Origin of the sequence: Polaribacter sp. Z014 (assembly GCF_023555435.1) — a bacterium.
Lineage (GTDB): Bacteria > Bacteroidota > Bacteroidia > Flavobacteriales > Flavobacteriaceae > Polaribacter.
Map to the genome: position 1 here is coordinate 1 of NZ_JALCZP010000018.1, position 24,968 is coordinate 24,968.

Consider the following 24,968-nt stretch of genomic DNA (forward strand, 5'->3'; position numbering starts at 1 on the left):
TCTCTTAGCTTCTTTAGAGTTGGTATTATCTTTGTCGTTTGCGTTAGTTATTAATGTTCCGAACATTAAAGCAACTAATATTATTTTCTTAATTTCCATTTTATTTGTCATTTATATGATTAATAACACTGCAAATTTATGGCAGAAGTTTTAGTCTAAAAACATCAAAATTGGTAAGTTTATATGCTAAATTATCTGTTATTTATATGTAAAAACAAAGTAAAGTTAATATAGCGTATAATTTTGTTAATTTTATACACGTTTTTAGGGTTTAGTGTCGTAAATTTGCAGCTCAATAGTACTATATTATGAATGTGAAACCCACTTTAGAGAAAATTAGTCCAGATTTTGGAAGCTCAATACTTGTAAAAAAACATACAGAGTTTTTAAAGCAAATAAAGGCATTCTGGCATTTTCACCCAGAAATCGAATTAGTTTATGTGAATAAAGGAAAGGGGAAAAGACATATTGGTAATCATTTATCTTACTTTAATAATAGTCAGTTATTATTAATAGGTTCTAATTTGCCACATAATGGTTTTACAGATAGGCTAACCACTAACGGATCTGAAACATTAGTACAGTTTAAACCAGATTTTTTAGGAGAAGATTTTTTTGAAGTACCAGAAATGAAACCGATTAGTATTTTGTTTGAAAAAGCAAAAAAAGGAATTCTTTTTGGTGTAAAAACAAAACAAAAACTAGGTCCAAGGATAGAGAGGTTATCAGAAAAAAAAGGATTCAAACAAATTTTAATTTTGTTAGAAATATTACATACTCTTTCTAAGTCTGAAGATTATGTTCTATTAAATGCAGATGGTTTTGCATTTGAAACACAACCACAAGACAGTAGTAAAATAGATGTTATCTTTAAACATATAAACGAGAATTTTAATCAACACATTAGTTTAGATGAAATTTCTGACCTAGTTAGTATGACGGTTCCTGCGTTTTGTAGATTTTTCAAGAAAACAACCGGTAAAACGTTTACAAAATTGGTAAATGAATACCGAGTTGTACATGCAACTAAATTACTATCAGAAAGTCAGACAAGTATAACAGATATTTGTTTTGAATGTGGTTTTAATAACTTTTCTCACTTTAATAAATTGTTTAAAGAATTTACAGGTAAATCAGCATCAAAATATAGAAGTGAAATGATTAGTTTGGTGCAATAAGAAAAATTTATTTACTACCGTTCCATTCATCATCAAATTGCTTTAAAAACGTTTCCATAAAAGAATGTCTATCTGCAGCGATTCGTTGGCCAGAAGAAGTGTTCATTTTATCTTTCAATAAAAGTAATTTTTCATAGAAATGATTAATGGTTGGTGCAGAAGAATTTTTATACTCTTCTTTTGTCATGTTTAAATTAGGTGCAATTTCCGGATCATAAAGTGGTCTGTTTTTAAAGCCACCATAATTAAAACAACGTGCAATACCTATTGCTCCAATAGCGTCTAATCTATCTGCGTCTTGCACAACTTCTAACTCCTTAGAAGTAAATTTCTTACCCGTTTTATCAAAAGAATTCTTAAAAGAAATATGTTTTATAATATTAATAACATGGTTAATAATTTCTTTATCTACCTGTTGTTGTTCTAGAAATTCAGTGGCTATTTTTGGTCCAACAGTTTCATCACCATTATAAAACTTAGGATCGGCAATATCGTGTAATAAAGCACCTAAAGAAACCAAAAAAGCATCTACATTTTCATCTTTAGAAATTAAAACAGCATTTTTATATACGCGTTCTATATGAAACCAATCGTGTCCGCCTTCGGCATTTTTTAATTCCTTTTTTACAAATTGAATGGTATTTTCAATAACTTTCTCTTGATTCATATTATTTTCTTAAAGCGATTTCTTGTTTTAGTTTTTTTACTTCATAAAGCATTACAAAAATCATTGGTGCAAAGAACAGTGGTATAAAGGTTTGAAAAGAAATACCTTTTTCAATCGTAGAAAATACAGCAAATACCAACATTAAAGCAACTACAATTATTTGAATGATAAGAATCATTTTTTGCTTTTTCAATTTCTTTAAAAGTTCTTCTGTGCTATAGGTAGAAAATAAGGATGCCATATTTAAAATTTTATATAAAAATAAAAAATCCACGTCAATAAACGTGGATTTAAAATTTGATTCTTCAATCAAAAAAAGTATTCTTTTTATTAGCTTAACAAAACTCTTCGTAAGCCTGTGCTAAATTTTGTGCAATCATTTGTGCAGATCTACCTTCAATATGATGACGTTCTAACATGTGTACTAAATTCCCGTCTTTAAACAATGCAATTGCTGGCGATGATGGAGGAAAAGGAACCATAAACTCACGTGCTTTTTGCGTAGATTCTTTTTCTACACCTGCAAAAACAGTAGTTAAGTTTGTTGGTACTTTATCTGCACCTAAAGAGGCAACTGCTCCTGGTCTTGCAGTACCTGCTGCACAACCACAAACTGAGTTTACCACAACTAAAGTTGTTCCTTCTTTAGCCATTGCGTTTACAACGTCTTCACTGGTATATAATGCTTCAAAACCTGCGTTAATTAACTCATCGCGCATTGGTTTTACTAATTCTTCTGGATACATATTTTCTAAATTTAAAATGCAAAGATAAGTATTTGTTTAACAAAATTCAATATCCTAAAAATGCTAGTTTCAATAGAAATATCAATAAAATTGATACTCTATAAATAGTACTTCTTTTTGGGCATGCCCATTTTTAAATAAAAGTTCCGTTTACACTACACTTTTATTTAAAAATCGTCAGGCTTTCCGCACTCGCTTTTTTTGAGAAAAACAAAAAAGAGCTCAAACAAATGCTTCAATCCTTCATGCGGATAAGTTGCAAAGAAAAAAAGCAATAAAGTTACAGTGCAAATACTTCTAAAAATCAAACAATCCAATTTTCAAAACTATAAGTTTATGTTTCTTTGAAACTTTGTAACTTTGCCACTTCAAAAAAATAAAAAATGGGAAGTTTTACAAAATGGTTAGGAGCAGGTTTAGGATTTACTTTTGGTGGTCCAATAGGTGCAGCCATTGGTTTTGCAGTAGGTAGTTTTGTAGATGGTTTTTCAGAAAAAGATTTAAATCAAGAACAAATAGATTACGAAAGAAGTAGACAATCAGGTACTCGTAGAAGTTCTGCAAACACACAATCTGGAGATTTTGAAATGAGTTTACTCGTTTTAGCATCTATCGTTATAAAATCTGACGGAAAAGTAGATCAACGAGAATTAGACTTTGTAAGATCTCAATTTGTTGGAATGTACGGTAAAGAAAGAGCCAATAATGCTTTTAAACTTTTTAGCGGAATTATAAAAAAGGAAGTTTCTGCACGCCAAGTTTGTATACAAATTAGACAAAATATGTCGCATGCATCTCGCTTGCAATTATTACACTTTTTGTTTGGTATTGCAAAAGCAGATGGAAATGTATCGGAGCCAGAGGTAGAAGAAATACGTAAAATGGCAGGTTATCTATACATTAACCAAGGCGATTTTGAATCTATAAAAGCTATGTTTTATGATGCTTCAGAGAATGCTTATAAAATTTTAGATCTAGAAAAAACAGCTACAGATGCAGAGGTGAAAAGTGGTTATAGAAAAATGGTAAAAAAATACCATCCAGATAAATTACAAGGTTTAGGAGAAGAGCATTTAAAAGGTGCCAATGAAAAATTTCAAAGCATACAAGCAGCGTATGAAAAGATAAAAAATGAACGTGGTCTGTAATAAGAGTAACAGATTAAAAGTAACATAGTCGCAGAGTTACAAAGTTGCAGAGTTTCTAAGTTTAGTCTTTTGTTTCTTTGCAACTTTGTAACTTTTTTTATGCTTTGTAACTTCTTCACAAACAAACTCAAAAATTAGAAGAAAATCCTTAATTTCGCAATCTTATTAGAAAAGACAGAAAATGAAAGCGAAATTTCCTGAGTATAAAGGACTTGACTTACCAAAAGTAGCAGAAGAAATCTTAAGCTATTGGCAAGAAAATAACATCTTCGAAAAGAGTGTATCTTCTAGAGAAAATGCAAAACCTTTTGTATTTTTTGAAGGACCTCCTTCTGCAAACGGACTTCCAGGAGTTCACCACGTTTTAGCAAGAGCTATTAAAGATATTTTTCCACGATATAAAACTATGAAAGGTTACCAAGTAAAGCGTAAAGCTGGTTGGGATACTCATGGTTTACCTATAGAATTGGGCGTAGAAAAAGAATTAGGAATTACCAAAGAAGATATTGGAAAAACCATTTCTGTAGAAGATTATAACGCAGCTTGTAGAAAAGCAGTAATGCGTTACACTGGTATATGGAATGACTTAACCAATAAAATGGGCTATTGGGTAGATATGGAAGATCCATATATTACGTATGAACCTAAATATATGGAGTCTGTTTGGTGGTTGCTAAAACAGATTTACAACAAAGAATTAATTTACAAGGGGTATACAATTCAGCCTTATTCGCCAAAAGCGGGTACAGGTTTAAGTTCTCATGAATTGAATCAACCTGGTACGTATCAAGATGTAACAGATACAACGGTTGTTGCGCAGTTTAAAGCTGTAGAAAATACATTACCAGACTTTTTGCAAAACGAAGGAACGGTTTATTTTATCGCTTGGACAACAACTCCTTGGACATTGCCATCTAATACTGCATTAACAGTTGGACCTAAAATTGAATATGTTTTAGTAGAAACTTTTAATCAATATACATTTGAACCTATCAAAGTAATTTTAGCTAAAAAATTAGTTGGAAAACAATTTGCAGGTAAAAATAATGTTGAGGTTGAAACTACTGAGGAATTATCAACATATAATTCTGGTGATAAAAAAATACCTTATCACGTTATAAAAGAATTTATTGGTAAAGATTTAGTTGATATTAAATACGAACCAGTTTTAGATTATTGTAGACCAAACGACAATCCGCAAGACGCTTTTAGAGTCATTGCTGGAGATTTTGTGACAACAGAAGACGGAACAGGAATAGTACATACAGCACCAACTTTTGGTCAAGATGATGCAATGGTTGCCAAACAAGCAGTACCACCAATTCCACCAATGTTGGTAAAAGATGAAAATGATAATTTAGTTCCTTTAGTAAATTTACAAGGTAAATTTAGACCAGAAATGGGCGAGTTTGCAGGTAAATATGTAAAGAACGAATATTATAATGATGGTGAAGCGCCAGAAAGATCTATTGATGTTGAACTAGCTATTAAGTTAAAAACAGAAAATAAAGCCTTTAAGGTTGAAAAATATAAACACAGTTACCCAAATTGTTGGCGTACAGATAAACCAATCTTATATTATCCATTAGATTCTTGGTTTATTAAAGTAACTGATGTAAAAGATAGAATGCACGAGCTAAATAAAACCATTAACTGGAAACCAGAATCTACAGGAACTGGACGTTTTGGTAATTGGTTGGCAAATGCAAACGATTGGAATTTATCTCGTTCTCGTTATTGGGGAATTCCATTACCAATCTGGAGATCAGAAGATGGTAAAGAAGAAATTTGTGTGGGTTCTGTAAAGGAATTAAAAGAAGAAATGGCAAAGGCTGTAGAAGCTGGTGTTTTAGCAAAAGATATTTTTGAAGATTTTGAAGTTGATAATAATTCCGAAGAAAACTACGCTAAAATAGATTTACATAAAAATATTGTAGATGAAATTGTTTTAGTTTCAGCATCGGGACAACCAATGAAACGTGAAAGCGATTTAATTGATGTGTGGTTCGATTCTGGTTCTATGCCTTATGCACAATGGCATTATCCATTCGAAAACAAACAAAAAATTGATGGAAACGAATCTTTCCCTGCAGATTTTATAGCAGAAGGAGTAGATCAAACCAGAGGTTGGTTTTATACATTGCATGCAATTGCAACGATGGTTTTTGATTCTGTAGCGTATAAAAACGTAGTTTCTAACGGGTTGGTTTTAGATAAAAACGGACATAAAATGTCTAAACGTTTAGGAAACGCAACAGATCCTTTTACAACATTATCTACGTATGGTGCAGATGCAACGCGTTGGTATATGATTGCAAACGCAAATCCTTGGGATAATTTAAAGTTTGATTTAGACGGAATAGAAGAGGTAAAACGTAAATTCTTCGGAACTTTATACAACACCTATTCGTTCTTTACTTTATATTCTAACCTTGATAACTTTTCTTATGAAGAAGCAGATATTCCTTTAGAAGAAAGACCAGAAATAGATCGTTGGGTTTTATCAGAATTACATACTTTAATTAATAAGGTTGATAAATTCTATGAACAATATGAGCCAACAAGAGCTGCAAGAGCAATATCAGATTTTACGCAAGATTACTTAAGTAACTGGTATGTGCGTTTAAGTAGAAGACGTTTTTGGAAAGGAACTTACGAAACAGATAAAATTTCTGCATATCAAACTTTATACACTTGTATGAATACGATTGCAAAATTAGCTTCACCAATTGCACCATTCTTTATGGACAGATTGTATCAAGATTTAAACTCTGTAACTGGTAAAGAAACATCAGAAAGTATTCACTTATCAGATTTCCCAGTGTACGATGCCAGTTTTGTAGATAAGAGCTTAGAGCGTAAAATGGAAAATGCACAAATTATATCTTCTTTAGTTTTATCACTAAGAGCAAAAGAAAAGATTAAAGTGCGTCAGCCATTACAAAAAATTATGATTCCTGTTGATAATGCACAACAGAAAGAAGAAATTTTAGCGGTTGCAGACCTTATTAAAAATGAAGTAAACATTAAAGAGATTCAAATTTTAGATGATGCTTCAGATATTTTAATCAAACAAATTAAACCTAATTTTAAAACATTAGGTCCAAAGTTTGGAAAAGACATGCGTTTTATTGCTGCTGAGGTGCAGAAATTTAACCAAGAAGATATTAACAAAATAGAGAAAGATAAAAACATTTCTCTAAACATTAATGGAAAAAGCATTATTTTAGAACTCTCAGATGTAGAGATATCATCTAAAGATATAGAAGGGTGGTTAGTTGCAAATGAAGGAGCGTTAACAGTAGCTTTAGATGTTACCATAACAGAAGAATTGCGTAAAGAAGGAGTTGCCAGAGAATTGGTAAACAGAATCCAAAATGCACGTAAAGACACAGGTTTAGAAGTAACAGATAGAATAAAATTAACGGTTTTAAATTTCGAGAACTTACAAAAATCTATCACGGATAATAAAGACTACATAATGAGTGAAACATTAACTAAGGAATTGGTTTTTGTTGATGAATTAAAAGATGGTACAGAAATTGAGTTTGATACCATAAAAAGTAGAATATTAATCGAAAAAATGTAGGATTTATGTCAGAAGTAAAACTAAAATATTCAGCTGAAGACTTACAAGAGTTTAAAGCAATTATAGAAAAAAAAATAGCGAGAGCACAAGAAGATTTAGCTTTGTTAAAAGCTGCTTATAAAAATGATTCAGATAACGGTACAAACGATACTTCTCATTCATTTAAGTCTTTTGATGAAGGTTCTGAAGTAATGAACAAAGAAGCAAATGTTCAGTTAGCTATAAGACAAGAAAAATTTATTAGAGACTTAAAAAACGCCTTATTACGTATAGAAAATAAAACGTACGGTGTTTGTAGAGTAACAGGTAAATTAATACAGAAAGAACGTTTAAGAATAGTGCCTCATGCAACGTTAAGTATAGAAGCGAAACGTAAACAATAATACTTAATTTATAGAATAATTTAAAAGCTTCTTTTTTAAGAAGCTTTTTTTTTAATTTTTTACGTAATGTTGGTTCGAGCGCAGTCGAAAATTTGTTTTTTCTTTTTATTGATTTCTACTGTGATTTTATCGCAGAAAAAAGTCATGAAAAATTTTGAAACCCAGTTAAAAGAAATAGAAATTTCTACACTAGGGTTAGATAATTTAGTGATAGAAAATTCGGATTCTAATTTTGTGGAAATTTATTTGATAGCAGAAAACGTAGCAGAACAACATATTCTGTATAAGGAAGAATATAATATGGTAAAGATTCAGTTTAACATACCCGAAATTATATTAGAAGAGAAAATTTTTAGAAAGTTTATTACAGAAAGATTGCATAGAGCAAGTGCCATTATAAAAATTCCAAATAATAAAGACCTTACTATTTTTGGTGATGAAATAAATATTGAAGCTAAAAGTTATAAAGGAGATTTAAAAATATTTATTGAAAAAGGGATTTTAAATTTACATAAAGTAAAGGCAGATTTACTTGTAAAAATGTATTCAGGAAACCTATACGCATCCATAAATAGTACAAATATTGATGTTGTTTCTAAAAAAGGTAAAATTAAAATTAACGATGTTTTTTTTGAAAAAAGCTATCAAAAATTAGTAGAAAAATCTGATAAAGAAATTAGTATAAATTCTATTAAAGCTAATATTTTCTTAACAGCCCAATAAACACAATAATATTGTTATTTTTGTGCGTACAAATTAAATAAAAATGTCAAAAAAGAGTCTTGCTATTCTAACTATTTTAATTGCTATTATTTTAGATCAAGTTATAAAAATATATGTAAAAACACACTTTATCTTAGGTGAGGAAGTGGTGGTTTTCGATTGGTTTAAAATCCATTTTACAGAAAATAACGGAATGGCAATGGGTTTTGAGTTTGGCGGTAGAGCAGGTAAACTTTTTTTAACCTTGTTTAGACTCGTTGCTGTAACTGGAATTATCTATTGGTTATGGCAAAATATAAAAAGAAGAGTACACAATGCCGTAATTATTGCGATTGCTTTAATTTTTTCTGGTGCAGTGGGTAATATCATTGATTCTGTTTTTTATGGAGTTGTTTTTGATGGATCTAATAATAAAGTAGCAACACTTTTTGCAGACCAACCTTATGGAGAATTATTTCATGGTAGAGTAGTAGATATGTTTTATTTTCCTTTATGGGAAGGTGTTTTACCAGATTGGATTCCTTTTATTGGAGGAGAAATGTATACCTTTTTTCAATATATTTTTAATCCTGCAGATGCTTTTATAAGTATTGGCGTTGTTTTATTGTTTCTTTTTAGCAAACAAGCTTTTCCAAAGGAAGTGGAGTAGTTGTTTCATGAAGATTACAGAGTTTTCGCAAAGATTTATTTGTATTTAAGGTTTCAAAGGTTTTAAAGTTGTCTGTTGATGATGTTTTTTTAATTTCTCAAAAAGTCTAAAATTATGCGTTATCTTAAATATCTTACTATTTTTCTTTTGGGATTTATATTTGCTAAATTTTTGTGCAATAAAAAGGAGGCAACACACGAAAAAGAGGAAATACAAGTTGTGGTAACCTCCATTAAGAATTTGAGTAAACTAGTTGTTTCTAAAGGTACTTTCTCTGAAGTTTATAATTATTCAGATTCTAAAAAATATTTTTACGACTATCTTTCTTTTGATAAAAAAGCTATTATTACGGTAAATGCCAATGTTGAGGTTGGATATGATTTATCTAAATTAGAAATTCAAATAGATTCTATTGGTAAAAGAATTATCATCAATAAGATACCAAAAGAAGAAGTTGTAATTTCTCCTGATGTAAAATATTTCGATTTACAACAAAGTCAGTTTAATACTTTTTCTAAGTATGATTTAAATAAAATCAACCAAAAAAGTATTGAGAAAATCAAACAAACAATTGAAGTAACTGATTTAAAAAAGAAAGCTAAAGAAAGGCTTTTTGAAGAATTATCTAAAATTTATCAACTCTCTGTAATTTACGATTGGCAAGTTGTAGATAATACGGGTTCTGGTTTTTCGAAACAATTTAAAGATTAAATTGACCAATCTCCCCACATAGATTTAAAAGTTTCTCTAGTTTCATTTTCTTTTAAATGTTTTCCAAACCGTCCAAATATTCCTATTCTAGGTGTTGCATTTGTATTCATAGAACCATTGTGTAGAAGCATAGAATGCCATAATAAAACAGTACCTGGTTTTGCTGTAAATTGTATTGGTTTTCCAGATACAATTTCTTGGTATTTTTCTTGAATTTTATCTGCAGTTAGGTTTGAAATATCAAAATAATAATTTGGATTCTCTTTTATAAACTTCCATATTTTTTTATGACTCTTTGGCCAAAAAATAAAACAACCTCCATTTTTTTTTGTTTCAGTTCCATAAGCGGTGTAACCAATCATGAAACGCCAATTAAAATTTTTAGGAGTTAAATCTATATGAGCTAAGTTAGGAAGTGCCCATTTTTTTTTAGGGTTAGGAGCGTGGATAATAAATTGTTCCATACCTCCATCTATTGCTTTACCTGCTAATTGTTGTACAGCCTTTTTAATTTTAGGATGATTGTTAATTGTAATTTTTTTATTAGAAAATTTCAAAAAATTAACACTTTTTCCATTTCCTTTCTCTTTTAAAGGATAAGAAGTTGGTTTTGAAATATCAAGTCCGAAATAGTTTTCAAAATCAGAAAGCCATGTATCAGTAATCTTTTTTTCAATAATATCTTCTAAAATTAAATATCCGTTTTCTTTAAAAAAAACTATTTGCTCTTTTGATAAAGGTAAATTTGATTTGTTCATTTTAATAAATTTTTAGAAGTTCTTCTTCTTTAGGGAAATCATTAAAAGTTGCTTTTAATTCTTGAAGTAGATTAGGGTGAATTCTTTTTAAAAAATGACACATACTAATCCATTCATAAAAAACGCCTTTTTCACTTCTTTGTTTAGCCCATTTAAAATCGAAAGCAATAAGTTGATTGTTTTTAATTGCTAAATTTCTAGGGTCCCCATTTCCTTTAAATAATCCTTTTTTTTGATACTCACCATACATTTCAACAAGTTGTTGTACTATATCTTTTGGCATTTTTTCTTTGTTTGCTAAAATGGTATATAAATCATTGTTAACAAACTCTTGAACAATACTCATTTCACTCTCATTATAATCAATTAATGTAGGAACATATTTACTGTTTTTAAGAATAGATAACCAATGCAGTTCATTAGCAAATAATTTTTGCATTTCTAAAACAGAATTTATTACTGGTTTTTTTCCAGAAACAGTTGTTCCATTTATATCATAAACACGTTTAAGTGTTTTTTTATCATTACTAATATAAATACTTAATAACGTGCCAACTGTAGCACCATTTTTAATATTAGTATTAGCTAATGGATGTTTGTATAAGTTCCATCTCATATTTTTTTTGTTTATCGTTTTTCCCTAAGGAAGTATAAAATCGAAACCCAGTTTTATAGGTTAGCATTGCAGAAATTGTTTGTAGGGTAGAAGATAATTGTATTCCTATTTTATTTACTTTTTGATTTTTTTCTAAAGAAGAAAACTCTTTTTCATAGTATCCAATAAAACCATTTGTGCTTTGGTTGTGTGTTAAAAAAGTTAAGGCGGTATTTATAGCTAATGAGTTTGGAGCATTAACGTAGGATAAAGCATTTAATATTCTACTTACTTGTTGTAAATTATAATCGCTACAAGCTGTTATTAAAAAAGCTTCTAAAATTGTAATTAATTTAAAAGGGTGGTTTGTAATAGAAACTAAACCATGATATGTTTTTTGTTCTATTTCATTTAAAAGAAAACCAATTTCTTTTTTTGTCATAGTAGTAAAATTAGATGCTATTTTTAAAGAGAATGGTACGTGTTTACTACTAATATGTTGTTTGTTTGCAGTTGTTAAAAGTAAAAAAGAGGGAAGTAACTCTTTTGTGATTTTTTCAGAAGAAAGAACCTTATAATAGTCAATTATTAAATTTTTTAATCCTTTAGGATATTCTTCATTAACTTCAAAATAGACAATTGCATATTGTAATAATAATTGTAGGTTTTTTAGATTAACTTTTTCAGTTCTTTTTTTTTCAAACTCTTTTATTAAATGTTTAAATTCTTTTTGAATTTTTGTGTCTTTATAACTACAAATTGAAGCTAAAATAATTGCTGTTAAAGCGGTTTCTTTATCCGTATTATTTGTGTTTTTTATTGCAAAATAGAATCCTTTTTTAAGTACTTTTTGAAACGCCATAATTAATTTATTAAATATTCGTGTTCTAATAAACATGCAAATAAGCCAACTAGAGTTGGATGGTAGTTTACGTCAAAGACATCTTTATCATTTACCATTTCTCCTTTTTTCAATTTTTCTTGTATATACCTACTTGTAAAATCACCTTTCTTATTTTGTGCATTTAATAATTTTTGCCAACATTCTATAAACAAAGGATGGTTTCTGTAATTAAGATTATGACAGCAGATTAAAAGTTCTGCTAGTAAATCCCAATCTTCCTTTAATGCATATTTTATCATTAAATTACCAATATGTTCGGCTGTTTTATCTTTTTTATCTTCTAAAAGATGATCTATATTTTTATTTCCAAAATCAGTTAAATGAAATAAAATATGCGTTAAAGCATATACATCAATATCTCTTATGTGAATTAAATTTGGAAGGTGATACAAACTAGAAGTTTTGTACATCTGATCATAAGAAGCCATATTATGTTTAAAACCTCCAAAGTCTAATTGATATTTAAAATCTATTTGGTTCCAAGCAGTTCGTTCAATGCAATCCATAAAGTTTGCATCTATAATGTTTTGTAATAATTGTTTATAGTCTTTAAATTCTATTTTCATACTATACAAACCATTGTATAACATTAAATAGAAAGGGAAAAGATTAAGATCTCTTGTAATACCTCTGTAAAAATCTTTAGAATTACAAATTTCTTTTATAAAGGAGATGATTTTTTTTGCTCGATAGTCTTCTTTATAAGAAGTATTTCTGCTAAGAATTAACAATGTTATTGCAAGTTCTCCTAAACGTTTTCTTTGCATATCTAAATTCGGATTTTTTTCTACATCATTACTATTTATATTAAAGTAATGCAGATTATTATTTATCCAAGTAAGACTTTTATCAATCGATATTTCTAATTGTTGTTTCATGTTTTATAATAAAGAAGAGTATTCTTATTGAATACTCTTCTTTATAAGAATTAGTGAGATACAAAAAATCCTGGAGAAATAATTGCTGTCATAACAATTGGATTTCCTTTTTGGTCTCCTTTACTAGCTAGGTTAGAAGCAAAATCTGCAAATTGCTCTAAGTTTGTCACTCCTTCTTTTTTTAATGCATCTAAAACTGCTTGTTTTGAATTTGTGCTCATAATATATAATTTAAAATATTTCCTACTCTATATAGCTTTTCGGATTCGGCTATTCTTAAAAGGTATTAAGAACACTGTAAAATTACCGAGAAAGTATCCTTTATTTTAGAGCACAAATACTGATTTATCTAAAAGGGTGAAAGTACCCATATAAAAAAAGGCTATCAAAAATTAATTTGACAGCCTTTATAAAAAGTAGTTTAAAATAAAAAAGGTTGCCAAATTTGACAACCTTTTTAGAATTAGTATTACAATTCCTCAACTGTAATACTTTATTTTTAGAACCCAGCACCTGGAGCCTCAGGACTAGAAGCTTGCGCTTTCTGTGGGTTTAAAATTAGATAAGTACCTAATGCTGTTAAAGCAGCGTATTTACCGTAATTCCCAATTTTTTTAATTGCTTGCTTACGAGTAATTTCATTTTTATTATTTGTTTTCATAATATATTGTTTTAAAAGTAAGTGTTAGTTTAAAGTTATTTTTTTAGTAATTTCTCCGTTTACAGAGTTTACTTTAACAATATAAACACCAGTACTTAAACTTGGTAAACTTACTTTGTTAACAGTACTAGCTTTAATAGAAGATTTCAGTACTTGTTTACCTAATAAAGAGAATATACTAACGGTAGCTTCTGAATTTAAACCTGAAATTGTAACTTGGTTACTAGAAGATTTATAAATATTTACATTAGCTATCGTTGCATTTATATTGTCTGTACTTAAACTTTTAGCACTTGTTTGTATGTAAAATTGACCAATACCATTTGCATCCGTTTTTAAAGTAGTTTTATAATCTCCTTCAGATAAATTAACAAACGCACCACTAACTTTATCTTCTAAATATAATTCTGTTCCTTCTGGTAAGTTTAGGCTTTCAGCAGAAAACGTAATTTCTTCACCAGCATTTGCTATTAAACCTACAGAAATTGCAGCAGTATTATCAATTGGTAAAGTTTGTATTGCTAATTTATTACCTACACTTTCTGTAACTAAGTCTGTATAAATAGCAAATTCTGTTGTTGCTTCTCCAAACATTTTAGAGTCATACCCATTATCAAAACCAGTAGTTTTTCCTTCTATATAAAATACTTTAGTAGAAGCAGTAGCATCATTATTTGCTATAGATAATTCAAAATTACTCTTAGGAGTCTGTCTCATAAAAGTATCACTATTTTGGTGGCTTCTATTACTTGTTTGATATAAAACATTATTATTAGTACTCGCTTCTACAAAGAAACCTTGTGCAGGTGCAATTTCTATAGGACTAACTGCATTATAAGTTACGTAACTAGTTCCGTTCCATAACCAAACTGTTTCTTCTGTAAGTAATGCTGTATTTGTAGTAGCAAATGTAGCTGAATTCATATATGCAGTATATGGATTACCTAATAAATTAAAATTAGTTCTAGTTCCTTGTGAAATAGGATATGCAATATTATTTGGAATCACATCACCAGTAAAAGATACATCGCCAGGAGCAGCTAATTTCATAGATATACCAACACCAATAGGTATAAAACCAGTTGATGCAGCAGTAGAATAATTCCAGGCTGGTCCAGTAGTATTCGAATACCCTCCAAGACCAATATTAGAAACAGAACCTGTAGCAAAGGTATGATTTGCAATTACATCTTGTTGTGTTTCTCCATTTACAGGTGAAGCTACTAAATACCAATTGGTTGTCGGTAAGTTTCTCTTATAAGTTACAGATCCTGAAACGGTACTATTAGGTATAAAAGTAGCTCCAGAATTAATAACCATACTGTTAAATACCAGAGAAACATTAGCTGTAGGATAATTTGTTAAACCATTTGGAATTGTAATATCTGCATTTGTAGAAGGTACAGTAGTAGGGCTCCAGTTTCCAGGAGTGTTCCAATCGTTGTCGGTACTTCCTGTCCAAGTATATGTTGGAGGTGTGTTGTCTACAACAAATGTATTGTTATTCGTTCCTGTTGGAGTTAAATTAGATAAGACATTACCTGAAGCATCTTGAATATCCTGTCCACCGGCGAACCCTAAAGTTACAGTAGCATTCAATGCTGCTAAATTTCCGCCAGATACCGTTACTCTATATACGTTTCCACTAGGATTTGTTACACTCGTTGTAGTTGCTGTAGTTGCTGTTGCTGTAAAATCTGCTATGCTCACATTGCTTACTACGCCATCAAAAGTCACATCCCATACCAATGCATCTGCATCTGTTGGGCTTGTTGTTGGACTTTGACGAACGATACTACTGATACGTGGTGCAAGGTTGTCTAAAGTATATGTTTCATCAATAGCTGGTTCTGTACTCGGTAAAGAATTACCTGCAAGGTCTGTAATCGAAACTCCACCACTAAAATTTAAACCTACATTACTATTTAATGTTGATAAGTTTCCACCAGATACAGTTACATCATAAGTAGAAGCTGTTACTTGAATTACACCAATACTAGATCCAGAAGGACCTGAAACCGCAAAATCCGCTGCTCCAACTCCTGTAACATCTGAATCAAAAGTTACTAAAAATGTTAAGACATCTGCATTAGTAGTTTGAGTAGTTGGTGTTTTTCTTGTGAAGCTTGTTGTAGAAGGTGCATTACCATCAATAACAATTGCTTTGTTTGCACCTAAAGAATTTGCTGCTCCTGGTGTAGGTAATGTTAATGTAGCATTACTACCACCAGCATCTTGAATACTTGTTCCTGCAGTAAGTGAGTTTGTTGCTAGATAATCTAAATCTGCACTTATATCTCCTGCTTGTAGAGTATATGTAAATTGTAAAGTTGAAGTTCCACTACCTGTACCATTATAGTTTATGGTTCTATTTGTTGTACCAGTTTCTAATGTAATTTGTGGTGTACCAGTTACAGTAACATTTTCATTAAAAGTTACGGTTACAATAACATTGTCGCCTGCTTTATAAGTTCCGTTTGCAGTTGTTGCACTTACGCTAGTTACTGTTGGTGCTACTGCACTTGAAATAACAGTAGTTCCATTGTTTGTATCTGTGTCTGTGCCATCATTAATAACAACTGTAAAAGTTGTAGTTTCTGATGTTGAACTTCTATTATCTGTAGGGTTAAAACTTAACGCTCTTAATTTTGCTTGTAAGTCTGCAGTTGTAGTACTTGCAAGAGCATAAGGTCCTGTACCTGTTAAACCTGTACCAGATAAAACACCTTTAGCATTGTTGTCTAAAGTAATAGTTGCAGAAACATTATCTCCATCTGCATCTGATGTTGTTATTGAAGAAAAAGGATTTAATGTAGCAGTATCATTTACATTTTGTCCTGCAGATGTGGCACCAATTACTGGGGCTGTATTATTTACAAAAGCACTTCCAGTAAGATCTCCTATTACTTGAGTTGAAAATGTAAAAGGTCCAAAAGTCCAGTTAGAAAGATTGGTTAATGTTGCAGAAACTGCAGCAATAGATACTCCACCAAAATTAGTTGGACCTGTATACCTACCTATATAATTACTATCATCTATAGCAAGTGCGTTAGTACCATTGGTTAACCCTGTTCCAGAAAGTGTTGGCATACCATATGTTGTTAAAGCTAAAGCTCCTGCAAAAGTTAAAAAAGTTCCAGGATTAGAACGTAGTGTACCTGTGTAAGCATATACCTGGTCATTCGTGGTTCCTAATAAAAACCCACTCTCAACTTCAGCAATACTTCCTATGTTTACAGAAATACCATCACCATCTGCATTCGTTATTTTTATAAATTTACCCGCAGCAATGGTAGAACCGGTGTTATTTTCCCATCTTAATTGTCCTTCACCATTTGGAGTATTAAAAACAGTAGTATTCCACTCATCATCATCAAATGTAATGGTTGTTCCAGCTGGAGCATCATCTAGTAAAACAAAAGCCAAACCATCATCATTTGTACTATCTAAAGCAACAATAATAATGTCTCCCTTAGCATCTATAGCTCCGTTTTGGTTTTGTGAAAAGGTAAAATTATAAGTAAGTAAGAAAAATAAAAAGTAAATAGTTTTCTGTTTAAAAAAGGTCGTTTTTTTCATAATAGTTGGTTTTAGCGGTTAGTACAAATATATTTTTAATGATTAAATAATTTATAGGTGTTTATACGTGTTTTTTGATGAATTTGTATTGAACAAAGAAAAACCCTGATGATTTCATCAGAGTTTTTAAGATAATTTGTGTTTTTTATTATTTAACTTCTTGAAGGAAAAATACCTTCTAAAGCAATAATATAATTAATACCTAGAAAAGGCTGCATATTATTAACTGGTTGTTGACCTCCAGTATTTCCTACTGTTATATTTCCACCTGTAATAGCAACATCTCCAGTAACAGCAACATTTGCTCCATAAACAGCATTTGCAGCTTCTGAAGTATATATATCAGCTTCTGCATTATTTAAAACACCTCCAGCAGGATTTTTTTCATCTGCCAAACCCTCTTCACTATTTACAGGAATAGTACCTACTCCATTAGAAAAAGCAGCAGTCATTCCAGTTACAGAAGCAGTATGATTATGGTTAGGCAATGTAGTAATGGTTAAAGTATTTGTTTCTGTTCCTCCTCTTTCCCCTAATTTTACAGGACTTAAACCAGGACCATGTCTTGGGCCTATTGGAACTCTACCTCTTAAATCTGGTAAAGCAAAAGAAGTTCTTCCATCTCCACCATAAGTGGTTCCTAATAAAGAAAATAAAGCTGTGTTTTGGCTAATAGGTAATAATTGTCCGTCGCAAAAAGCCCATCCTCTTGGTGCAAAGTTTCCGCCAAACATTATAATTTGTGCAATAAATGGTTCCATAATAATAAATTTTTAAGTTAATAAGTTTAGTTTGTACGCTTTGTACAATTCAAAATTACTCGTAAGATTTCATTGATTTTAGAGAACAACTTTCTGAAAAACAAAAAGGGTATAAATACTTGTTTTATAAGTATTTATACCCTTAAAGTAAAAATGAAGATTGTTATAAGTTGAAATCTGGTGTAATTTCTATTAACTTTTTTTGAATACCGTAAATAACCAAACCTGCAACATTTTTAGACTGTGTCTTTAAAAGTAGGTTGTTTCTATGACCTTCTACAGTTCTTGGGCTTATAAAAAGTTTTTCGGCAATTTCTGTAGTGGTCTTTTGAGCGCAAATCAACTCTAAAACATCAATTTCTCTTTTAGAAAGTAATTTTTTGTCTAAATCGCTTTTTATACGTTTTCCACTAGATGAAATAATGTTTTCATGAATAATAGTCAATACTTTTTCATCATAATAAAAACCTTTTTCATACACCTCATTAATTGTATGAACTACCATTTTTGGACTTGTATTTTTAAGTAGGTAAGAAGAGGCGCCAACATCGATCATGTTGGTAATAAAAGATTTACCATCAAAACTGGTTAATGCAATTATTTTTATGTCTGGGTGTGTTTTATGAATAACTTTAGTAGCTTCAACACCATTCATTTCTGGCATTTTTAAATCCATCAAAATAATATCTGGAAATCCTTCTGTAGTTCTTATAAAATCTACTAATTTTTTACCATTTTCTGCTTCAAAAGAAATATTAAAGTTAGGTTCTCTTTCTAATAAAAAACGAATTCCTTTTCTAAAAAGCTCTTCATCATCGGCAATTATAATATTAATTTTTTGCATATTCTGGGGGTTGTATTACAATTAAAATGTTAAATCCTTTACCTACTTCACTTCCAATATTATATTTTCCGTTTAATAAAGAAACCCTACTTTCTATATTTTTCATTCCAAGACCTTTTTTATTATTTTTATCATCAGAATTAAAACCGATGCCATTATCTGTATAGCTAAAAATTAGTCGATTGTCTTTTTGAGAAATATTTATAGTACTATTATTAGCTTTACCATGTCTTACAGAGTTATTAATTAATTCTTGAGTAATTCTAAATAAATGTAATTCGTTTTGTGGGTTTAAAAGTTTGTTGGTGTAATTTATATTGTATTTAATACTAATTTTTTTACTGTTATTAAAGGAGTCTGCTAGTTCTTCTACTGCGTCTTTAAAGCCAAATTCTTCTAGTATTGGTGGTAAAAGATTGTGTGCAATTTTACGAGCACTTTCTAAGGTTTTATCTGTAGCTTCTAAAATACCGTTGTTAACAGTTATGTACTCTTCTGGCGTTAAACCTCCATCTTTTAAAAGGTTTGCATTTAAGTTAATTACATTTAGTTTAGAGCTAATATCATCATGTAAATCTTGTGCAATGCGTTTGCGTTCCTCTTCTTGAGTTATAATAATAGACTGTATAATTTCTTTTTGATGGTTTACTTCTAGGTTTCTTTTCTCTAGTTCTTTATCCACTATTTTTTTTCTAGAGAAGAAGAAAAATAACAGGAATGCAACTCCCATTAGAAGAAGTAATAAAACACCTATTAAAACGATAACTATCACTTGGTTTTCTTTAGTAAGCAATTCTTCCATAAAGGGGTTTTGAAAAGTAAAACCAAAATTACGGAAAAATAAGTTTACGGTAAAAATAGTAGTTTATCTTAAGTTTTTAAGATGTTTATGGAAAAACAGGGGTTTATACTTGTTTTTTAAAATGGATAAAACTTGGTTTTTTTATCGGTTTTCTAAAGTTTTTGTACCATTCCACAAAAACCATAATCTGAAAAATAAGGTATAAAAAAGCATTAAACTGCCAGACATAAAATTTTAATTCTCTAGACCCTATGTTTCCTAACGTAAAAATAAGTGTGCTGCATAGGGTGTATACAAAGAAACCAGAGTTAAAGTAAATATATTTTTTGTCTATATTGTTGTCTATTTTTTTTACAAAAAAGAAAAAACTATAAACTAATAAAGGTATGGATGTAATTGCAATTTCTAAAACATTCCATTTTTTTAGTGTTTCTGGAAAGTTGTATAAATATGTAATAAAAGAGAATGCTATTAAGAAGGTTAAAAGCCTAATTAACTTTTTAAAGTTATATAAAGTAGAAAAGAAGAAACTTAAAAAAATAAACTGACCAATAAAGAAATAATGACTTAGAAAGAGGTTGTTTATTCTTAAGGAACTTAAAAAACTAGAATAAATTTGAACAAAAACGCATAGCATTAAATACATAATAAAGTATTTTAATGCTTTGTGTTTTTTATTATAACTTATAATAAATGCTAGGGTATTTATTATTAAAAAAAAGTACCCAGCATTTACAATAAAATCATCTAAACTCATAATAATCAGTTTAGTTTAAAGGGCTCTCATTATCGCATTTGTCTGGACAAGGAGATGTTAAATCATAAATATCACCACTATCTTTATCTAAATTTTTGCCATCTTTAGAAGAAATCATATCTTTTCCGTTAGCATCTACACCAACAATAATTAATTTTTCTTCAAAAACAATTTCTCCTTCTATTTTCTGTTTATGAACGCCTAAATAAGCCCTTACTGTTACGGCTCCTTCTGCAATAGCTTCTTTTAAATCTTCTAATGGAATGTTAAAAGCTCTACAGTCTTGGTGGGCATTATAAGTACCTTCCATTTTGCGCCATCTATTAGTCCATCTTTTAGCGGTTTGTAAAGAAATTGTATTTTTTTTAGTCATGTAATAGGTATTAGTTATTTATAAATAATGTTAGTTAGGCTTTAAAAGTATAGAAAAATATAGAAAGAGCAATCTTATTATATCATTTTAAATATAAAATACCTTTTTAGATTTTGTTTTTAGAAGTGATTTCTCATCACTATATCTTTAAAAAAAATACGTAATTTTGCGCGATGTCTACACCTTTAGAACTTCAAGTAAAAACCTTACCAAATGAACCCGGAGTTTATCAATATTTTGATAAGGAAGATGTAATTATCTATGTTGGTAAAGCCAAAAATCTAAAGAAAAGAGTTGCTTCTTATTTCAATAAAAACCATGAAAATGGTAAAACACGGGTATTAGTAAAAAAGATTGTTCGTATAAAACATATTGTAGTTAATACAGAAACGGATGCTTTATTATTAGAGAATAATTTAATTAAAAAATACAAGCCTCGTTACAATGTTTTATTGAAGGATGATAAATCTTACCCTTGGCTTTGTATAAAAAAAGAACGTTTTCCAAGAGTTTTTATGACGCGTAGAGTTATAAAAGATGGGTCGGAATATTTTGGTCCTTATACGTCTATTAAGACGGTGCGAGTTTTATTAGATCTTATTAAAGAATTGTATCCGTTAAGAACGTGTAAATACGATTTAAGTCCGCAGAATGTAAATGAAGGTAAATATAAAGTCTGTTTAGAATATCACCTAAAAAACTGTAAAGGTGCTTGTGAAGGTTTAGAAACAGAGAGCCATTACAATAATTCTATTGCAGAAATTAGAAATATTATTAAAGGGAATTTTAAAGAAAGCTTAGATAAGTTTCAAGAAATGATGTTGGGCTTTGCAGAAAAAATGGAGTTTGAAGAAGCACAGAAAATTAAAGAGAAGCTTAATTTGTTGGGCAATTATCAATCTAAAAGTACTATTATAAATCCATCTATAAATAATGTAGATGTTTTTTCTATTATTTCTGATGAAACACACGGGTATGCAAATTTTTTAAAGATTTCTAACGGATCTATTATTCAATCTCATACCACCGAAATTAAGAAAAAGTTAGACGAAACAGATAAAGAATTATTAGAGTTATTTATTGTAGAAATTAGACAACGTTTCGATTCTCAATCACCAGAAATCTATGTGCCATTTAAAGTGAATTTGGGAGAAAATATAAAAGTAACTATCCCTAAATTAGGTGATAAAAAACGTATTGTAGAACTCTCTGAAAGAAACGCAAAATATTATAGAATGGAGCAATTTAAGCAGGTACAAATTGTGGATCCGGATAGACATGTAAAAAGAATTATGGCGCAAATGAAAAAAGATTTACGTTTGCATGTAGAGCCACGTCATATAGAATGTTTCGATAACTCTAATATTCAAGGAACCAACCCAGTTGCAGCTTGTGTGGTTTTTAAAGATGGAAAACCAAGTAAAAAAGATTACAGACATTACAATATAAAAACAGTGGAAGGTCCAGATGATTTTGCTTCTATGGAAGAGGTTGTTTATAGAAGGTACAAACGTTTGTTAGAAGAAGAGCAACCTTTGCCACAATTAATTATTGTGGATGGTGGTAAAGGACAACTATCATCTGGTTTAAAAGCTTTAGAAAATTTAGGTTTAAGAGGTAAAATAGCCATTATAGGAATTGCAAAACGTTTAGAAGAAATTTATTATCCAGGAGATCCAATACCTTTATATCTAGATAAAAAATCTGAAACGTTAAAGATAACACAGTACTTAAGAAATGAAGCCCATAGATTCGGAATTACATTTCACAGAAATAAACGGAGTAAAAGTGCTATAAAATCTGAATTGGAACAAATACCGGATGTAGGTGAACAGACCATTACAACTTTATTACGTAAATTTAAGTCGGCAAAGCGCGTTAAAGAAGCTTCTTTAGAAGAGTTAAAAGAAGTTATAGGAAATGCAAGAGCCATAAAGGTATACGAATATTTTCAACCGAATAAAGAATGAAAAAGTTATTAGTAGTATTTTATTTAGTTTTTTCTGTTACTTTTTATAGCCAAGAAAAGCAACCAAAAGTTGGTTTGGTTTTAAGTGGAGGTGGTGCAAAAGGGTTTGCTCATATTGGCGTTCTAAAAGAAATAGACAAAGCAGGTTTACAGATAGATTATGTGGGTGGTACTAGTATGGGGGCAATTGTTGGTGGTTTGTATGCTATTGGTTATTCTGGAGAACAAATAGAACAAATTGTTTTAAAAACCGATTTTGTTTCTCTGTTACAAGATAAATTGCCTAGAAATTCTGAACCATTTTTTGAAAAAGAATTTGGCGAAAAGACCTTTATTACTTTACCTGTTCATAAAGGTGCTGTAGGATTTCCTAAAGCAGTTTCTAAAGGTCAGAATGTCTTAAATTTTTTAATGGAATTATTAGCTTCAGTAGAAGGTATTTCTGATTTTAAAAAATTGCCTATTCCCTTTTTTTGTATTGCTACAGATGTAGAAGACGGAAACGCTGTATTGTTAGAAAAAGGTTCTTTGCCCTTGGCTTTAAGGGCTAGTGGCTCATTTCCTACTTTGTTAAACCCAGTTGTTTTAGATAATAAATTGTTGGTTGATGGAGGTATTGCAAATAATTTTCCTATAAGTGTTATGAAATCTAAAGGAATGGATATTGTAATTGGGGTAGATGTTGAGGGGAGTTTAAATCAAAAAGAAAAACTAAATACTGTTGTAGATCTAATGAACCAGATTGTTAGTTACCAGATGTATCGTAAAACAGATAAAGAAAAAGAAATATTGGATGTTTATATTCATCCAGAAATTAAGGGATATAATGTTGTTAGTTTTGATAAAAAAGTAGAAATTTTACAAAAAGGAATTGAAGAAGGACAAAAGTTTAATAAAGTTTTTAAGGAATTAGCATTAAAACAAACCCATAAAACTGCCCGTAAAAAGTTACATTTTAATAAAGAGAAGTTCTTAATTTCTGATATTGATATATCTGGCTCTAAGTTATATACAAGAGCGTTTGTTTTGGGTAAAGTAAAAGTAAAGGTAGGAGATCGTTTGTCTAGAAAAGAAATTACAAAAAGAATTCACCTTTTATCATCAACAAAAAATTACGAAAGAATAGCGTATCACCTAACTAAAAAGAAAGACAATACGTATAGTTTAAAATTGCAGTTAAATGAAACAAATGAAAATGCAAATCTTAAATTAGGCGTTCATTACGATTTTTTATATAAATCTGGGTTTTTAGTAAACTATAATCAAAAACACTTATTATTAGATAATGATTTGTTTTCTTTAGATATGGTTTTAGGAGACAATTTAAGATATAGCTTAGATTATTTTGTAGATAACGGTTTCTATATAAGTTATGGTTTTAGATCTAGATATAATCATTTTAGAACAAATTCTAAGTTTAATTCAATAATCTCTCAATATCCTTCCATTAGTAGTATTAATTTAAAATACACAGATATTACTAGTCAGTTTTTTCTTCAAACTGCATTTAATAGAAGATTTACTTTAGGGTTAGGTCTAGAGCATAAATATGTAAAGGCAACTACAGAGACTATTGCTTCTGCTAGCAATGGAGTAACCATTTTTGATAATAGTAATTATTTAAATAGTTTTGGTTATTTAAAGTTAGATACTTATGATAAAAAGTATTTTCCTACAAAAGGATATTTTGGAGATTTAAACTTTAAGTGGTACATGGTTTCATCCGATCATAATAATGATTTTTCACCTTTTGCTCAAACAAAAGGAACCTTAGGCTTTGCCACTACTTTTTGGGATAAACTTACTTTTCAAATGACAAATGAAGCAGGTTTTACTTTAAATGATGTAAATTCTGATGTTTTTGATTTTTATCTTGGTGGCTATAACAAAAATTATATTAACACGTTTGTTTCTTTTTATGGCTATGATTTTGCAGAGCTTTCTGATAATACTTTTTTAAAGTCAGAGTTTAATTTTAGATATGCTATTGCAGACAAACATTATCTGTCTCTAATAGCTAATTACGGAAGATTAGAAGACAATGTTTTTAAGAACATAGACCTGTTTGAAAATATTAAAACAGGTTATGCTATTGGTTACAGTTATAATTCTCTTATAGGGCCTTTAGAAATAAAATATAGTTGGTCTCCAGATAATAAAGAAAATTATTGGTTGTTTAATTTGGGTTTTTGGTTTTAATACTAATTTAACCACATTATACCACTATTAATCATTTCTTTTCTACTTAATATTTTAATATAAAAGAGGCATATAACTAAGGCTACGATAAGAT

24 protein-coding genes are annotated in these 24,968 nt (G+C 29.8%); 9 read left to right on the plus strand and 15 right to left on the minus strand.

The genetic code is table 11. The features are described from left to right. Positions 1–308 precede the first annotated feature (308 nt). On the plus strand, positions 309–1,178 hold the full coding sequence (locus MPF19_RS15230) for an AraC family transcriptional regulator (protein WP_203393214.1): 870 nt from the start codon (positions 309–311) through the stop codon (positions 1,176–1,178). 7 nt (positions 1,179–1,185) lie between these two features. On the opposite strand, the gene MPF19_RS15235 is transcribed toward MPF19_RS15230, so the two are convergent. The 3 genes from MPF19_RS15235 to MPF19_RS15245 all read right to left on the minus strand — a co-directional run bounded on the left by MPF19_RS15235 (position 1,186) and on the right by MPF19_RS15245 (position 2,591). Further along, complete coding sequence (locus MPF19_RS15235; RefSeq protein ID WP_249988967.1) at positions 1,186–1,845, minus strand: HD domain-containing protein; 660 nt, start codon at positions 1,843–1,845, stop codon at positions 1,186–1,188. A 1-nt stretch (position 1,846) separates the two neighbouring features. Further along, positions 1,847–2,086 (minus strand): hypothetical protein, encoded by a 240-nt coding sequence (locus tag MPF19_RS15240; protein ID WP_249988968.1) that lies wholly within the window; start codon positions 2,084–2,086, stop codon positions 1,847–1,849. A gap of 94 nt (positions 2,087–2,180) precedes the next feature. Further along, positions 2,181–2,591 (minus strand): BrxA/BrxB family bacilliredoxin, encoded by a 411-nt coding sequence (locus tag MPF19_RS15245; protein WP_249988970.1) that lies wholly within the window; start codon positions 2,589–2,591, stop codon positions 2,181–2,183. Between the two features lie 383 nt (positions 2,592–2,974). On the opposite strand from MPF19_RS15245, the gene MPF19_RS15250 reads away from it, so the two are divergent. The 6 genes from MPF19_RS15250 to MPF19_RS15275 all read left to right on the plus strand — a co-directional run bounded on the left by MPF19_RS15250 (position 2,975) and on the right by MPF19_RS15275 (position 9,794). Next, complete coding sequence (locus MPF19_RS15250; RefSeq protein WP_249988981.1) at positions 2,975–3,739, plus strand: TerB family tellurite resistance protein; 765 nt, start codon at positions 2,975–2,977, stop codon at positions 3,737–3,739. A gap of 181 nt (positions 3,740–3,920) precedes the next feature. Next, entirely contained in the window at positions 3,921–7,328 is a 3,408-nt protein-coding gene (gene ileS / locus MPF19_RS15255) for an isoleucine--tRNA ligase (protein WP_249988983.1), read from the plus strand. Between the two features lie 5 nt (positions 7,329–7,333). Further along, the gene (locus tag MPF19_RS15260; RefSeq protein WP_203393206.1) at positions 7,334–7,711 is read left to right on the plus strand and encodes a TraR/DksA family transcriptional regulator; all 378 of its coding nucleotides are present in this window, start codon (positions 7,334–7,336) and stop codon (positions 7,709–7,711) included. A gap of 144 nt (positions 7,712–7,855) precedes the next feature. Continuing rightward, on the plus strand, positions 7,856–8,434 hold the full coding sequence (locus tag MPF19_RS15265) for a hypothetical protein (RefSeq protein WP_249988985.1): 579 nt from the start codon (positions 7,856–7,858) through the stop codon (positions 8,432–8,434). Between the two features lie 43 nt (positions 8,435–8,477). After that, positions 8,478–9,083 carry a lipoprotein signal peptidase gene (locus MPF19_RS15270; RefSeq protein WP_249988986.1) on the plus strand — a complete coding sequence of 202 codons (606 nt, stop codon included), beginning with the start codon at positions 8,478–8,480 and terminating at the stop codon, positions 9,081–9,083. A 171-nt stretch (positions 9,084–9,254) separates the two neighbouring features. Then, entirely contained in the window at positions 9,255–9,794 is a 540-nt protein-coding gene (locus MPF19_RS15275; RefSeq protein WP_249988993.1) for a DUF4230 domain-containing protein, read from the plus strand. Here the strand turns inward: MPF19_RS15275 and MPF19_RS15280 are convergent. The 12 genes from MPF19_RS15280 to MPF19_RS15335 all read right to left on the minus strand — a co-directional run bounded on the left by MPF19_RS15280 (position 9,791) and on the right by MPF19_RS15335 (position 20,706). Further along, a complete protein-coding gene (locus MPF19_RS15280) occupies positions 9,791–10,552 on the minus strand; it encodes a phytanoyl-CoA dioxygenase family protein (protein WP_218598143.1) in 762 nt (253 codons plus the stop codon). The two genes, MPF19_RS15275 and MPF19_RS15280, sit on opposite strands and share 4 nt — an antisense overlap. 1 nt (position 10,553) lies before the next feature. After that, positions 10,554–11,168, minus strand: a complete 615-nt coding sequence (locus tag MPF19_RS15285) for a BUD32 family EKC/KEOPS complex subunit (protein WP_218598144.1) — start codon at positions 11,166–11,168, stop codon at positions 10,554–10,556. Further along, positions 11,134–12,009 carry a hypothetical protein gene (locus tag MPF19_RS15290; RefSeq protein ID WP_249988995.1) on the minus strand — a complete coding sequence of 292 codons (876 nt, stop codon included), beginning with the start codon at positions 12,007–12,009 and terminating at the stop codon, positions 11,134–11,136. The genes MPF19_RS15285 and MPF19_RS15290 overlap by 35 nt, the downstream gene beginning before the upstream one ends. Before the next feature lie 2 nt (positions 12,010–12,011). Continuing rightward, complete coding sequence (locus MPF19_RS15295; RefSeq protein ID WP_203393199.1) at positions 12,012–12,929, minus strand: DUF6895 family protein; 918 nt, start codon at positions 12,927–12,929, stop codon at positions 12,012–12,014. Positions 12,930–12,979: 50 nt separating this feature from the next. After that, on the minus strand, positions 12,980–13,150 hold the full coding sequence (locus MPF19_RS15300) for a hypothetical protein (protein WP_203393198.1): 171 nt from the start codon (positions 13,148–13,150) through the stop codon (positions 12,980–12,982). Positions 13,151–13,428: 278 nt separating this feature from the next. Further along, complete coding sequence (locus MPF19_RS15305; protein WP_203393197.1) at positions 13,429–13,590, minus strand: hypothetical protein; 162 nt, start codon at positions 13,588–13,590, stop codon at positions 13,429–13,431. A 24-nt stretch (positions 13,591–13,614) separates the two neighbouring features. After that, positions 13,615–17,169, minus strand: a complete 3,555-nt coding sequence (locus MPF19_RS15310) for a beta strand repeat-containing protein (protein WP_249988997.1) — start codon at positions 17,167–17,169, stop codon at positions 13,615–13,617. Between the two features lie 152 nt (positions 17,170–17,321). Further along, positions 17,322–17,930, minus strand: a complete 609-nt coding sequence (locus MPF19_RS15315; RefSeq protein WP_203393195.1) for a phage tail protein — start codon at positions 17,928–17,930, stop codon at positions 17,322–17,324. Between the two features lie 163 nt (positions 17,931–18,093). Further along, positions 18,094–18,774 carry a response regulator transcription factor gene (locus tag MPF19_RS15320; RefSeq protein WP_203393194.1) on the minus strand — a complete coding sequence of 227 codons (681 nt, stop codon included), beginning with the start codon at positions 18,772–18,774 and terminating at the stop codon, positions 18,094–18,096. After that, positions 18,761–19,576, minus strand: a complete 816-nt coding sequence (locus tag MPF19_RS15325) for a sensor histidine kinase (RefSeq protein ID WP_203393193.1) — start codon at positions 19,574–19,576, stop codon at positions 18,761–18,763. The genes MPF19_RS15320 and MPF19_RS15325 overlap by 14 nt, the downstream gene beginning before the upstream one ends. Before the next feature lie 103 nt (positions 19,577–19,679). Beyond that, the gene (locus tag MPF19_RS15330; protein ID WP_203393192.1) at positions 19,680–20,333 is read right to left on the minus strand and encodes a hypothetical protein; all 654 of its coding nucleotides are present in this window, start codon (positions 20,331–20,333) and stop codon (positions 19,680–19,682) included. Positions 20,334–20,343: 10 nt separating this feature from the next. Continuing rightward, positions 20,344–20,706 carry a hypothetical protein gene (locus MPF19_RS15335; protein WP_203393191.1) on the minus strand — a complete coding sequence of 121 codons (363 nt, stop codon included), beginning with the start codon at positions 20,704–20,706 and terminating at the stop codon, positions 20,344–20,346. A gap of 173 nt (positions 20,707–20,879) precedes the next feature. Here MPF19_RS15335 and uvrC point away from each other — a divergent pair, with 173 nt between their 5' ends. Then, positions 20,880–22,676 (plus strand): excinuclease ABC subunit UvrC, encoded by a 1,797-nt coding sequence (gene uvrC / locus MPF19_RS15340; RefSeq protein ID WP_203393190.1) that lies wholly within the window; start codon positions 20,880–20,882, stop codon positions 22,674–22,676. Beyond that, positions 22,673–24,874, plus strand: coding sequence for a patatin-like phospholipase family protein (locus MPF19_RS15345; protein ID WP_249988999.1), 2,202 nt, complete (start codon positions 22,673–22,675; stop codon positions 24,872–24,874). The genes uvrC and MPF19_RS15345 overlap by 4 nt, the downstream gene beginning before the upstream one ends. Positions 24,875–24,968: the final 94 nt, after the last annotated feature.